The sequence below is a fragment of the Streptomyces sp. 71268 genome (genome assembly GCF_029392895.1).
Lineage (GTDB): Bacteria > Actinomycetota > Actinomycetes > Streptomycetales > Streptomycetaceae > Streptomyces.
Genome location: NZ_CP114200.1, coordinates 1,624,532 through 1,636,828 on the forward strand (window position 1 = coordinate 1,624,532; position 12,297 = coordinate 1,636,828).

Genomic DNA, 12,297 nt, shown 5'->3' on the forward strand with positions numbered 1-12,297 from the left:
GATAGCGGGGCTGTGAAGCGGGCCCGCGCGGGCCTCGTGGGGCCCGTCGAGCGCATGGTCATGTCCAGTTCACGCGGCCTACCCCCAGTACACCGAGGCGCGACACGCCCGGTGCAGTCACCGAACGCATGAAGCAGTTGGCTGGCCAGCGGCCCGGTCTTGTAGATTCGAACGAACGACGTGGAGTGCGTGCCCTGGCGTTCACCCCACCCGACCCACACCACGGGTACCCCGTACGGGCCGGCCGCCACGACCGCGCCGCCCGGCGGGACCGCCCACCGCGTCGTGCCCCCACCCCGGGCGCCCCAACCGGGCGCCACCGCCCCGGCTCCCCGGCCGAGCCGGGCGCCCGCCCCACGAGACAGATCGGCTGACGAGACGATGCGGCTGCGCGCACTGCTGGACACCGACGCCCTTGGCCTGCGCCTGCTCGGCGGCGAGGAGGAGCTCGACCGCACCGTGCGCGGCGTGATGACCACCGACCTACGCGACCCCAGCCGCTACCTGTCCGGCGGCGAGCTGGTCCTCACCGGCCTCGCCTGGCACCGCGAGCCGGCCGACTCGGAGCGGTTCGTACGCATCCTGACGGCCGCCGGGGTCGCCGGGCTGGCGGCCGGCGAGGCCGAACTCGGCTCCGTGCCCGAGGACCTGATGGTCGCGTGCGCCCGGCACCGGCTGCCGCTGTTCTCGGTGGTCGAGGACGTCTCGTTCGCCTCGATCACCGAACACGTGGTGCGGCAGGTCTCCAGCGAACGGGCCGGGGACCTGGCCGCCGTCGTGGACCGGCATCGCAGGCTGATGAGCGCGGGCCCGGCGGGCGGCGGCCCGGAGGTGGTGCTCGACCTGCTCGGCAGCGACCTGGACCTGCGCGCGTGGGTGCTGTCCGCGACGGGGCGCCAGATCGCGGGCTCGGCGCTCGCGGGGCAGGGGCCCGCGCTGCCCGCCGCGCTGCGGGCCCGGCTCGCGGGCGAACACCTGGCCGCCGTACGGGCCGGGCGCCGCTGGCCGCACCGGGTCACCACCGGCGCGGGCGGCACCACGTACTCCCTCTTCCCGGTCGACGGCGGTGGCCGCGAGGGGCACGAGGTGCGCGAGACGGTGCTCTCGGAGTGGCTGCTCGTGGTGGAGGCCGACGCCGGTGACTGGCCCGAGGAACGGCTCGACCTGCTCCAGGGCGTCACCCAGCTGATCGCCGTCGAGCGCGACCGCCGGGACGCGGCCCGCACGGTGCGCCGCCGGCTCGCGCAGGAGGTTCTCGAACTGGTGCAGGCGAGCGCCCCGCCCGCGGAGATCGCCGCCCGGCTGCGGGTCGCGGCCCCGGTGCTGCTGCCCGGGCTCGGCACCGCGCCGCACTGGCAGGTGGTGGTCGCCCGGGTCGAGTGGTCGGGGGCCGACGTCGCCGGCGGCCCGGTCGCCCAGGCACTCCTCGAGGAGATCCTGGTGGACCCGACAGCGCCCGGGCCCGAGCCGTCGGACCGGATCGCGGTGGCCCACACCGGCGACGAGGCGGTGGCCCTGGTGCCGTTGCCGGCGCTGGCCCAGGACCCGCCGGACGCCGAACCGACGGTGCGGGCGGACGCGCTGCTCGCGGCGGTACGCGAACCCCTGGCGCACGGCCTGGCCGACGACGGCCGGCTCACCATCGGGGTGAGCGCCGCCGTGCTGTCGGCCGAGGGGCTGCGCGGCGCGGTGGAGGAGGCCCGGCACGCGCGCCGGGTCGCCGCGGCCCGCCCCGGCAGCGTGTGCGCGGCCGGCCACCAGGAGTTGGCCTCACACGTGCTGCTGCTGCCGTTCGTCCCCGACGACGTACGACGCGCCTTCACGGCCCGGCTGCTCGACCCGCTCCGCGAGTACGACCGCCGCCACCGCGCCGAACTCGTCCCCACCCTGGAGGCGTTCCTCGCCGCCGACGGGTCCTGGACCCGCTGCGCGGCCGGCCTCCACCTGCACGTCAACACGTTGCGCTACCGCGTCGGCCGCATCGAGCAGCTCACCGGCCGCGACCTGTCCCGCCTTGAGGACAAGCTGGACTTCTTCCTGGCCCTGCGCCTGGGCTGACGGCCCGGCGGGGCGCCTCCCGCCGGCGGGGCGGTATACGAGGCGCCTCGGCGGGGGGCGGTGGGCCAGGGGCGCGGGCCGGCGCGTACCGGGGGGGGACGGGCCTGGCCGCGGGCCGGCGCGTATCGGGGGACGGGCCGTGGGCCTGCCGGCGCGCGCTACCCCACCGCGCGCCGGCAGGCCATCGCTCAGCGCGCCTGGCGCGTGAGTACCAGCGCGTCGCCCACCGCGCGCTCGCCGCTCGCGTCCGATGGCATGGTGATGAGCTTGCCGTTCACCGCCATGGCCGACGAGCCGCCGCCGTCCAGGTTCATCGCCTGTCGGGCCCCCAGCGACCGCATGAACTGGGCCATCTCGTGCAGGCCGAGGCCGTCGCTGTAGCCGGGCTGGCGACCGGCCGTGGTCACCACGATCAGCCGGCCGCGGGCGTCCACGCCGACCGCCGTACGCGGGTTGCGCTTGAGGCCCCAGGTGTACGCGAACGACGGCTCGTCCGGGCGGTCGATGCCGTCCGCCGCGAAGTCGACGGCCACCTGGCCGTCCCGCACCAACCGCGGCCCGCCGCTGACGATGTCGTCGCCGGAGCCGAGGCGCACCTGTCGGCCGCGCTCGTCGGTGATCTTCTCCTGTACGGTCAGCCGCTGGCCGACCGCCGCGTGCTCGCGCAGCCACCCCTCCCCCTCGCCGATGCCGGCGAACACGCTGCCGCCCGCGGGCACCGCGCCGCCGCGCGGGCGCAGTTCCACCACCCGGCCCGAGCGGTCGAGTACGGCCTCCACGCCCTCACCCGCCGGGGTGGCCGCGCCGAGTTCGTCGGTGAACCGCACGATCTCGTCCGGGTCGGTGCACGTCACGTCGTGCGACGGACGCTCGGTGGGCAGGTCGCCGCCGGTGCCGCCGCAGTTGCGGATCTTGCCGGGGACGCGGTTGACACCGTCGATGACCGCGGACGCGTCACCGGCGCGCACCCGCAGGTCGGTGCTCAGGTGGCGGAACTCGGGGCGCAGGCCGTCGCCGCGCAGCACCATCGCCACCCGGCCGTTGGTGGCGGCGCTCTGCAACTCGCCGTCGTATGCGGCGATGCCCGCCGCCGCGCCCGGCACCCCGTCGCGGCTCTCCATCACGAAGAAGCCGGCGTTCACGGCGAGCAGCGCGCGGGAGCGGGCCGCCATGTCACTGACGTTCTCGCGCCCCGCCACGTGGGTGCCGTAGGTGCCACCGAGCTTCCCGTCGAAGCGGGCCGGGTCGATGACGGCCACCTTCACCTGTGCCAGCCCGGTACCGGGCGCGCCGTCGCCGCCGGTCCACTCGCTGACCGCGTCGAAGCCGGCCGCCGCCAGGGCCTTGCGCTGCGCGTCGGCCTGGTTCTGGCCGCCGAAGGTGCCCACCCGGGTGCGTACGCCGAGCAGTCCGACGCGGTCGGCGCCGCGCGGCCAGCTCACGCGCTCCGCGCGGGGCTCGAAGCCCGCCGTGCGCAACTGGCCGGCCAGGGTGTCGGCCGCCGCCTTCGACAGCAGGTGGGCGCCGCCCGCGCCACGCACGGTGACCGTCCAGTGGTCGGCGCCCGGTTTGCCGGCGATGACGCCCTGGTAGAGGTCGGCCCCGGGAGCCAGCCGGTCCCGTTCCCAACCAGCCACCGGCTTGGGCACGCCGCCCCATCCACGGGCCACCTCCGCGGTGGGCACCCCGGACGCGGCGCGGTGGGACACGGCGGCGCCCTGGGCGGTGGCGCCGGGCGCCACGAGCGCCGCGACGAGCACCGCCGCCAGCGCGGCAGGCCGCAGCGATCGAGAACGGCTGGACACCTTGAACACGTCGAACACTCCTCAGTCACTCTCCGCCGCACTGACGGCCACAACCCGGCCCGCGCCGATCGGACCCGATCACCTTCGCCCCGGCCCGGTCACACTGTCCCGTACGGTCGACGCCGCCTCGGCCCGACCGACCGGGCGCGGCACACCACGGCCCACCGTCGGCCCCGCTCGGCGACCCCGGCTTGGCTGAGCCGCGACCCGCGACCCAGCCGGCACCCTCGCAGCGCCCCGGAACGCTCAGCGGTCACACCGACGTCGCCGAGGTGAACATGCGACGCGACCCACGGCGCCCACACCGCGCCCGACTCCCCAACTCGCCGCCGTTTCTCCGCTGGTCAGGCCAGGCAGGTTGGCCATTCGACCCGCCTGGCCAACGGGTCGAGCGCGGCACGCCCCCACGGAGCACTCCTCACAGTGCGTGTCCACCGGCCACCTGCGGGTCAACTCGCCCCGTCAGCAACACGGGCCGAAGAGGTCGGCACCGTCGGTCCGGGTCAGCGCCGCGTGGTCGAGAGTCAGCGTCTCGTCGGGCCCCTCCCAGTGCGCGGCGTTGTTGACGAGCACCTTCACAACCCCGAGCCGCCGCTCGACCGCCTTAACAGCTCCCCCGCCGCTCCGGGCACGGTGAGGTCCTGCTCGTACGTCATGACATCGGGCACCCCCGGGTCGAGAAGCCCCTCCGCCACCCGCTCGGCCGCCTCGGCGCTGCTCGTCGGGAGCGCTGCTGAAGCGCAACGCTAGGCTGAACAGGCTTCTCGTCGGGAGGATATGACATGGGCGATTCGTCGCGGTCGGGCGATAGGTCGCGATCCATGGAAGTTGCAGAAAACCGGGGTCTCACGAGATAAAGCCCCAGGTCAATTGCTCTGGTCCCCGCGCGTGCGGGGATGTCCCTGGTCATGGGGCGCACGTGGGAAGCGATGCCGGCTGGTCCCCGCGCGTGCGGGGATGTCCCCGCCCCCAAAGGCGCCGTGCGCGAGGGCGTGCGCTGGTCCCCGCGCGTGCGGGGATGTCCCCAGGGCGACGCCGGCCGGCTCGTCGAGCGCGCGCTGGTCCCCGCGCGTGCGGAGATGTCCCCTCGTCGCCACGTGAGGCCATCTCGTCGGCGGCCTGGTCCCCGCGCGTGCGGGGATGTCCCCAACATCGCGGCCCGTGTCGCCTTGCACGAGGCCTGGTCCCCGCGCGCGGGGATGTCCCCCTTGACCACCTGGTCGCAGGCGTGTTCGGCGTCTGGTCCCCGCGCGCGCGGGGATGTCCCCCCGTCCAGCCAGTACGGGCCCCACCCGGTGGTCTGGTCCCCGCGCGCGCGGGGATGTCCCCCCGTCCAGCCAGTACGGGCCCCACCCGGTGGTCTGGTCCCCGCGCGCGCGGCGATTTCCCCAACTCGCCAGCGTCGCCCATCAGCTGGTCCCCGCGCGCGGGGATGTCCCCTGCGACGTCTTGATCTCGAGGACGGGCCGGGCCTGGTCCCCGCGCGCGGGGATGTCCCCTGGTGGGACAACGAGAACTACAACTGGCAGGACCTGGTCCCCGCGCGCGGGGGGATGTCCCCCCCCACCCAGCACACCACCAAAACCAGCCCCCCCCCGTTATCTTCTTTGCGGTTCCGCAAGGGGACCGCTGGCCTCCGGGCCCGGCATGACTGTTCCCCCTCTGTCGAAGAGATGACCTGGGGGGTGGTGTTACCGGGTCCGAGAGGCGCCGTTGGAGACGCTGATGAGAGGTCCGACCACCGCCTGGCCTGGCGCAATGCCAGGCCGCTCGCGGGCGAGTAGGTCTGCATAACGTGGATGCGCGCAAACGACGCCAACGCCCTGGCCAGCACCGCACGAACCCCGCTCGGGAGGATGGGTTGGACGACATCGACGACGTGGGCGTCTTTCTCGGCCTGGACGTCGGCAAGAGCGCCCACCACGGGCACGGGCTGACCCCGGCCGGCAAGAAGGTCTTCGACAAGCAGTTGCCCAACAGCGAACCGAAGCTGCGGGCCGTCTTCGACAAGCTGGCCGCGAAGTTCGGCACCGTACTGGTGATCGTCGACCAGCCCGCCTCGATCGGAGCCCTGCCTTTGACGGTCGCCCGGGACGCCGGCTGCAAGGTCGCCTACCTGCCCGGACTCTCGATGCGGCGGATCGCCGACCTCTACCCGGGCGAGGCGAAGACCGACGCCCGCGACGCGGCCGTGATCGCTGACGCCGCGAGGACGATGCCGCACACCCTGCGCTCGCTGCAACCGACCGACGAGATCACCGCCGAGCTGACCGTGCTGGTGGGCTTCGACCAGGACCTGGCGGCCGAGGCCACCCGCACCTCCAACCGGATACGCGGCCTGCTCACCCAGTTCCACCCCAGCCTGGAACGGGTACTCGGCCCGCGCCTGGACCACCCGGCCGTGACCTGGCTGCTGGAACGCCACGGATCTCCATCCGCCCTGCGAAAGGCCGGTCGCCGCAGGCTCGTTGAAGTCATCCGGCCCAAGGCCCCGCGCATGGCTCAGCGACTGATCGACGAGATCTTCGACGCGCTCGACGAGCAGAGCGTCGTCGTCCCCGGGACCGGCACGCTCGACGTCGTGATCCCATCGCTGGCCCGCTCGCTCGCGGCCGTCCACGAACAGCGACGAGCTCTGGAAACACAGATCGCACAGCTGCTGGAGGCCCACCCTCTTTCCGCGGTCCTGACCTCGATTCCGGGGGTCGCGGTCAGGACCGCCGCCACTTTGCTGGTCACCGTCGGCGACGGCACCAGCTTCCCCAGCGCCGCCCACCTCGCCTCCTACGCCGGCCTGGCACCCACGACGAAGTCCTCGGGGACCTCGGTCCACGGCGAACATGCGCCCAGAGGCGGCAACCGGCAGCTCAAACGGGCGATGTTCCTGTCCGCCTTCGCGGCCCTGCACGATCCCGCCTCCCGCACCTACTACGACCGCTGCCGGGCCCGAGGCAAGACCCACACCCAAGCCCTCCTCCGCCTGGCCCGCCAGCGGATCAACGTGCTGTTTGCGATGCTCCGCGACGGCACCTTCTACGAACCCAAAACCCCACGCACCGCTTGACGAAAGACATAGAGGCACCCCCCGCCCCACACCCCCGTACCCGCCCTCACCCCGGCGCGATCTTCCTCTACCACTGCTTGGCCGTCATTACCTGGTCAGAAGAGATCCAAGTTTGTGAATCAATTCACACCTACCCCTTGGCCGGGCCCTGTTTTCCGTGTTGAGATGCGCGCACGACTTCCGGCTCGATGGCGCGCTTGGGGAGGGCAATGTGGCGGACACCGCCATGTCACGTTCTGGATCGTCGGATTCCGAAAGAGAGCCAGGAGGCGGGCTCCATGCCGGGCTGTTGGACGACCCTCTGCACACGGCGGTATGGCGACTGCGCTCACGCGGTTGCTGGCACGACGCCGCGGAACTGCTCAGCCCGCTGGCCACGACCGATCCGGCGGCGGCCCGGTTGCGTAGCTCCGTACTGACCGAACAGTGCATGTTCACCGCGGGGAGTTGGGAGGCGGCCGAGGACGCGTTGCGGGCGGCGGAGGCCATCGCGCACACCGATGACGAGCGCGGGGCGGCGGCGTGCGAGCGCGGGCACCTGGCGTACGCGGCCACGCTGTTCGGCAACCGGGACCGGGCGGACGAGGCCCGGGCCGCGCTGGGGCGGGCGGCGGCGCTGCTCGGTCCCGACTCCCGCACCCGTCCGCTGCTCGACTTCCGGCGCGGACTGCTCGCCCAGCACCTGTCCAAGAACGCGTCCAGCGCGCAGGCCGCCTTCCAACGCGCCCACGCCGCCGCCCTGTCGCAGGGCGACGCGCTGCTGTCCTCCTTTACCTGGCGCCACCTCGCCGCGATGGCCGAGGAACGGGGCGACCGGGCCGAGGCCCGGCACGGGTTCGCCGAGTCGCTCAGGATTCGGGAGGAGTTGGGCTACCTCATCGGCATCGCCCCCGCGCTGGTCGCGCTGGCCAGCGTCGAGCCCGAGCCGGAGGCGGCCCGGCTGCGCGCCGAGGCCGGGCGCCTGGTGCGGTTGCTGGGCGGGGTGCCGGCCTGGCTGGCGCGACGGTTGCGGGCGATGGAGGCGGCGCCCGAGAACAGCGCGGCTGCTGACTGAGCGGGCGGCGTACGGGACCGGGAGGGAGTACGAGACCGGGACGGAGTACGGGGCGGGCCTCGCACGGCGGGCGAGCGGGGGCGCGACGGCCCGCCCCGCGCCCCGGCCTCAGGCGAAGTGCGCGCGGATCACCGTCTCGGCGGCGACCGCGTCGCCCGCCGACAGGGCGCTCAGCAGCGCCGCGTGCTCGGCGGCGTCGGCGACCAGGTCGGCGCGGTCCCGGGTGGGCGCCGTCGACCACTGGGAGCGGCGGTGCAACTCCGCTGCTATCCGCACGAGTTGGCTGTTTCCGCTCATGCCGAGCACCGCTCCGTGGAAGGCCCGGTCCGCGTCCGCGTAGCCGGCCACGTCCCCGCCCGCCGCGGCCAGCGCCGCCGCGTCGGCCAGCGGGCGCAGCGTCGCCCAGTGCCGCGCCGGAACCGTGCGGGCCAGCCGCAGGATCGCCGGCACCTCGAGCAGGGCCCGTACCTCGGCCAGTTCGGCGGCCTCGCGCGGGGTACGCCGGGCGACCCGGAAGCCACGGTTGGGGACGATGTGCACGGCGCCCTCGCTGGCGAGCCGCTGCATGGCCTCGCGCACCGGGGTCGCCGAGACCCCGTATCGGTCGGCGAGCGAGGGGGCGGAGTAGACCCGGTCGGGCTTCAGCTCGCCGGCGAGCAGCGCGGCACGCAGCGCGTCCAACACCTGTTCGCGCACCGAGAACCGGCGCGGCAGGGCGGGTACGGCGGACGCCGCCCCCGCGCGCGCCCCGGGCAACCCGCCCGCGTTCACCTGCGCGGCACACTGCTCCACTCGGCCCCCTGCGATGTCCCTGTCCGCCTTGGCCCGGACTTTCCGGGCTTCACGCACCATAGGTGGATAGCGCGTCAATTCCCACACCGACCGATTCGCGTAAGGTAAGCCTTACCTGTCGCAGCCCGTGATTCGGTGGTCCGCTCATGTCCGTGGTGCCCTCCCCTCCGTCCCCACCCTCCGCGCCCGGGCCGCTGCTGGCGGCGTACGAGCGACTCAGCGCCGTCTACCCCGCGCTGACCATCACCGACGAGGACCCGCGCACCGGCGACGGCTGGGTCACCGCGGCCGAGCTGGCCACGGGCGGCCCTGCCCTCGACGCCTTCCTGGCCTGGGACGACGCGCAGGTGCTGCGGGACTACGGGCAGCGCGGCCGGCCCGAGGTCGTCGCCAGCTTCGGCCTGCACCGCTACGCCTGGCCGGCCTGCCTGTTGATCACCATCCCGTGGCTGCTCCAACGACGGGTGCCCCGGGCCCCGGTGGACCGGGTCTCCTTCCAGCGCACGCTGGGCCGCATGACGGTGCGCCCTACGACCTTCGCCTGCCTGCCGGGCGACCCGGCGGCCGCCGCGCCCGACGCCCGGGTGGTGCCGGACGAGGCGGCGCTGCGCGCCGAGGTGCGGTCCGCCGTCGCCGAGCACCTCGGGCCGGTACTCGAAGGCTTCCGGCCACGCATGCGGCGCGGTTCGCGCGCGCTGTGGGGGATGGTGACGGACGAGGTCGTCGAGGGCCTGTGGCACATCGGGCACCTGCTCGGCGAGGAGGAACGGGCGCTGACCGCGGCCAGCCAACTGCTGCCCGGCGCCACCGCCCCCTACGTCGGCGGCGCCGGGTTCCGCGCGCTGACCGGCCCCGCGGGCGAGCCGCTGCGCACCAGGGACCGGGCGAGCTGCTGCCTCTTCTACACGCTGCGCCCCGAGGACACCTGCGTGACGTGCCCGCGCACCGGCGACGCGGAGCGCGTACGGCGCATGACGGCGGCCTGACGCCCCGTCGCACCGCAACGTGCCGCCCGTCGGCCTGAGCTGACGGGTTGCCGGGGGCGCGCCGCCCCGTGAGGCGCCACCCGCCTGCGAGGACATACTCTTTCCGGGAGGCTGACGACTCATCGGATGACCTGTCCGTGACGTGTCCCCCGGCGATGTGACGCGGCCTCACCGCTCGACGCGCGCCCCCGGACACGCCCTCACACCAGGCCGTCCGAGACTGGTCGCCGATCAAGCCTCCGCAACTGGTCAACCGCACCAATCACTTGCGGTAGATTCACCCCATCGGGTTTCGCGACTCGAACGCGACGCGGCGTCATCGTGCCCGCGTTCGGCCCGCATCGCACCTATCCGGATGCCCGGGATCTCCGTTGGCGTCCTCTTGCCCGGAAACGCCCTAGGACTAGGTCCGGTTCCGTCAAGATGACCCGCGATAGGTCGCACTGCGGCTTAAACGTCACGGAAGCGAGGCAAGGGGCACCGGATGAGAATGACCGACATATCGCTTGATTGGGCGCTTCCGGTCGCCGTGGCCGTCGTCGGGGTCGCGGTAGCGGTGACGTTGAAGACGCGCGGTCAGAAGGTCGCCGCCAAGGAAGCCGCCGCACCCGCCGACTCCTGGGAGCGCAGCGAGGAGCGGCGGCGACGCAAGGAAGCCATCTACGGCAGCGCCTCGTACCTGCTGCTGTTCTGCTGTGCGGCCGTGGCCGCGGCGCTGTCCTTCCACGGCCTGGTGGGCTTCGGGCGGCAGAACCTGAACCTGCACGGCGGCTGGGAGTACCTGGTCCCGTTCGGGCTCGACGGCGCGGCCATGTTCTGCTCGGTGCTGGCGGTGCGCGAGGCGAGTCACGGCGACGCCGCGCTCGGCTCCCGCCTGCTGGTGTGGACCTTCGCGGGCGCCGCCGCCTGGTTCAACTGGGTGCACGCCCCGCGGGGCATGGGCCACGCGGGCGCCCCGCACTTCTTCGCGGGCATGTCGCTGTCGGCGGCCGTGCTCTTCGACCGCGCGCTGAAGCAGACCCGCCGGGCCGCCCTGCGCGAGCAGGGTCTGGTGCCGCGCCCGCTGCCGCAGATCCGGATCGTGCGCTGGCTGCGGGCGCCCCGCGAGACGTTCGCCGCCTGGTCGCTGATGCTGCTTGAGGGCGTGCGGACGCTGGACGAGGCCGTGGAGGAGGTCCGCGAGGACCGGCGGCAGAAGGACCAGGAGCGCCAGCGCCGGCGCGATCAGGACAAGTTGGACCGCGCCCGCATACGGGCCTACAACCGGCAGCACCGGATGTGGGGCCGACGCGGTGGGCGGCAGGTGGACGCCGGCGGCGGCCTGCCGGCGCCGGCCGGGCAGTTGAGTTCGGAGAGTGCCATATCCGACCCGACCGGAGCCGAACGGCCGGGAAATCTGCCCGTGCTCTCCCGGCCGGCGCTCCAGCCGGTCACCAGCACCGAGAAGGAGGGCAGCGCGGCGGCCTCTGGCCGCCCGCGTACCGTTGACCTGACCGCCGAGGACGACACGCTCACGATCCCGCGCCTCGACTCCCTGGAGGAGAAGCTCGCGGAGATCGAGCGCCAGTTCGGCTGAGTCAGGACACGCCGTGAACGTGGCCCGTGCGGGGAGCGCCCCGCACGGGCCACGTCGCTTTCCGCGCCTCGTCCGGCTCGCTTCCTGGCACGGCCTGTACGCCTCGCGGGTCTCGTACGCTCGCAGGTCTCGTACCCCTCGTACACCTGGTACGTCCCGTGCGGCTGCCCCGGCGCGTACGCGGGCGGCGGGGGGGCGGCACGCCGCGGATCACACACCGCCCGGCCCCGGGGCCGGGCAGTTCCTCGCCGGTCGCCTCCCGCGCGGCTCAGTGCGGGGTGTCCGCCCCCAGCTCGAACCAGATCACCTTGCCCGCACCGTGTTCGCGCACGCCCCAGGTGTCGGCCATCGCCTCCACGAGCAGCAGCCCCCGCCCGGACGTTCCGGCGTGCGGCGCCTCCCGGCGCGGTCGGGGCATGCCGTCGGCGAAGTCCCGGACCTCGACCCGCAGTCGGCCGCCCACCTGGGCGTGCGTGCCGCGCGGCAGGCGGGCCCGGACGACGGCGCCGCCGTCCGTGTGCACCAGGGCGTTGGTGGTCAGTTCGCTGGTCAACAGCTCGGCGACGTGGGCCTGCTCCGGGCTGCCGCCCCACTGGCGCAGCAGTTCGCGCAGCGCCCTGCGGACGTCGGAGATCCCCGTGAGCTCCCCCCGGCGCAACTGCCGTGTCATCTGTGGTTCGGCGTCCTCGGGCGCTCCGCCGCCGGCGTCATCCGCCGCGACCCTTCCCACCGCTCCGGCGCTTCCCCCGGTCTCCCCCACGACGTTCCTGGTCTGCCTCGTGATCCGTGCGGCCTCCCCCGAGGCGTTCCGTCCGACGGTCGCCGTACCGGCTTCCCACCGAAGGTCCGTATCGCTTAACCGCGCAGGCTGACGCTCCATACCTCCCCGCCCCGAACCTTTCCTACCGATCCCCGTCTGTCCGACGAACCGTGCGATTCGAACGCGCGCTCTCACCATGCAT

8 protein-coding genes are annotated in these 12,297 nt (G+C 73.9%); 5 read left to right on the plus strand and 3 right to left on the minus strand.

Annotated elements, in window-relative coordinates:
* Window positions 1-381: 381 nt before the first annotated feature.
* Window positions 382-2,058 (plus strand): PucR family transcriptional regulator, encoded by a 1,677-nt coding sequence (locus tag OYE22_RS05885; protein WP_277319420.1) that lies wholly within the window; start codon window positions 382-384, stop codon window positions 2,056-2,058.
* A gap of 188 nt (window positions 2,059-2,246) precedes the next feature.
* Here the strand turns inward: OYE22_RS05885 and OYE22_RS05890 are convergent, their stop codons facing one another.
* The gene (locus OYE22_RS05890; RefSeq protein ID WP_277319421.1) at window positions 2,247-3,872 is read right to left on the minus strand and encodes a phosphodiester glycosidase family protein; all 1,626 of its coding nucleotides are present in this window, start codon (window positions 3,870-3,872) and stop codon (window positions 2,247-2,249) included.
* A 1,852-nt stretch (window positions 3,873-5,724) separates the two neighbouring features.
* On the opposite strand from OYE22_RS05890, the gene OYE22_RS05895 reads away from it, so the two are divergent.
* Together OYE22_RS05895 and OYE22_RS05900 are read left to right on the plus strand one after the other, a co-directional pair.
* Window positions 5,725-6,927, plus strand: a complete 1,203-nt coding sequence (locus OYE22_RS05895; RefSeq protein WP_277319422.1) for an IS110 family transposase — start codon at window positions 5,725-5,727, stop codon at window positions 6,925-6,927.
* A gap of 226 nt (window positions 6,928-7,153) precedes the next feature.
* Window positions 7,154-7,981 (plus strand): hypothetical protein, encoded by an 828-nt coding sequence (locus OYE22_RS05900; protein WP_277319423.1) that lies wholly within the window; start codon window positions 7,154-7,156, stop codon window positions 7,979-7,981.
* A 108-nt stretch (window positions 7,982-8,089) separates the two neighbouring features.
* Here OYE22_RS05900 and OYE22_RS05905 read toward each other — a convergent pair whose 3' ends face one another.
* Window positions 8,090-8,737 (minus strand): GntR family transcriptional regulator, encoded by a 648-nt coding sequence (locus OYE22_RS05905; RefSeq protein WP_277324002.1) that lies wholly within the window; start codon window positions 8,735-8,737, stop codon window positions 8,090-8,092.
* A gap of 182 nt (window positions 8,738-8,919) precedes the next feature.
* Between OYE22_RS05905 and OYE22_RS05910 the strand changes: the two genes are divergently transcribed.
* The gene (locus OYE22_RS05910; RefSeq protein WP_277319424.1) at window positions 8,920-9,759 is read left to right on the plus strand and encodes a (2Fe-2S)-binding protein; all 840 of its coding nucleotides are present in this window, start codon (window positions 8,920-8,922) and stop codon (window positions 9,757-9,759) included.
* A 484-nt stretch (window positions 9,760-10,243) separates the two neighbouring features.
* A complete protein-coding gene (locus OYE22_RS05915) occupies window positions 10,244-11,335 on the plus strand; it encodes a DUF2637 domain-containing protein (RefSeq protein ID WP_277319425.1) in 1,092 nt (363 codons plus the stop codon).
* A gap of 268 nt (window positions 11,336-11,603) precedes the next feature.
* Here OYE22_RS05915 and OYE22_RS05920 read toward each other — a convergent pair whose 3' ends face one another.
* Complete coding sequence (locus OYE22_RS05920) at window positions 11,604-12,005, minus strand: ATP-binding protein (RefSeq protein ID WP_277319426.1); 402 nt, start codon at window positions 12,003-12,005, stop codon at window positions 11,604-11,606.
* Window positions 12,006-12,297: the final 292 nt, after the last annotated feature.

Coding starts and splice junctions, on each gene's coding strand:
- OYE22_RS05900 (WP_277319423.1), top strand. CDS start 7,154: ATGTCACGTTCTGGATCGTCGGATTCCGAAAGAGAGCCAGGAGGCGGG.
- OYE22_RS05920 (WP_277319426.1), bottom strand. CDS start 12,005: ATGACACGGCAGTTGCGCCGGGGGGAGCTCACGGGGATCTCCGACGTC.
- OYE22_RS05885 (WP_277319420.1), top strand. CDS start 382: ATGCGGCTGCGCGCACTGCTGGACACCGACGCCCTTGGCCTGCGCCTG.
- OYE22_RS05910 (WP_277319424.1), top strand. CDS start 8,920: ATGTCCGTGGTGCCCTCCCCTCCGTCCCCACCCTCCGCGCCCGGGCCG.
- OYE22_RS05915 (WP_277319425.1), top strand. CDS start 10,244: ATGAGAATGACCGACATATCGCTTGATTGGGCGCTTCCGGTCGCCGTG.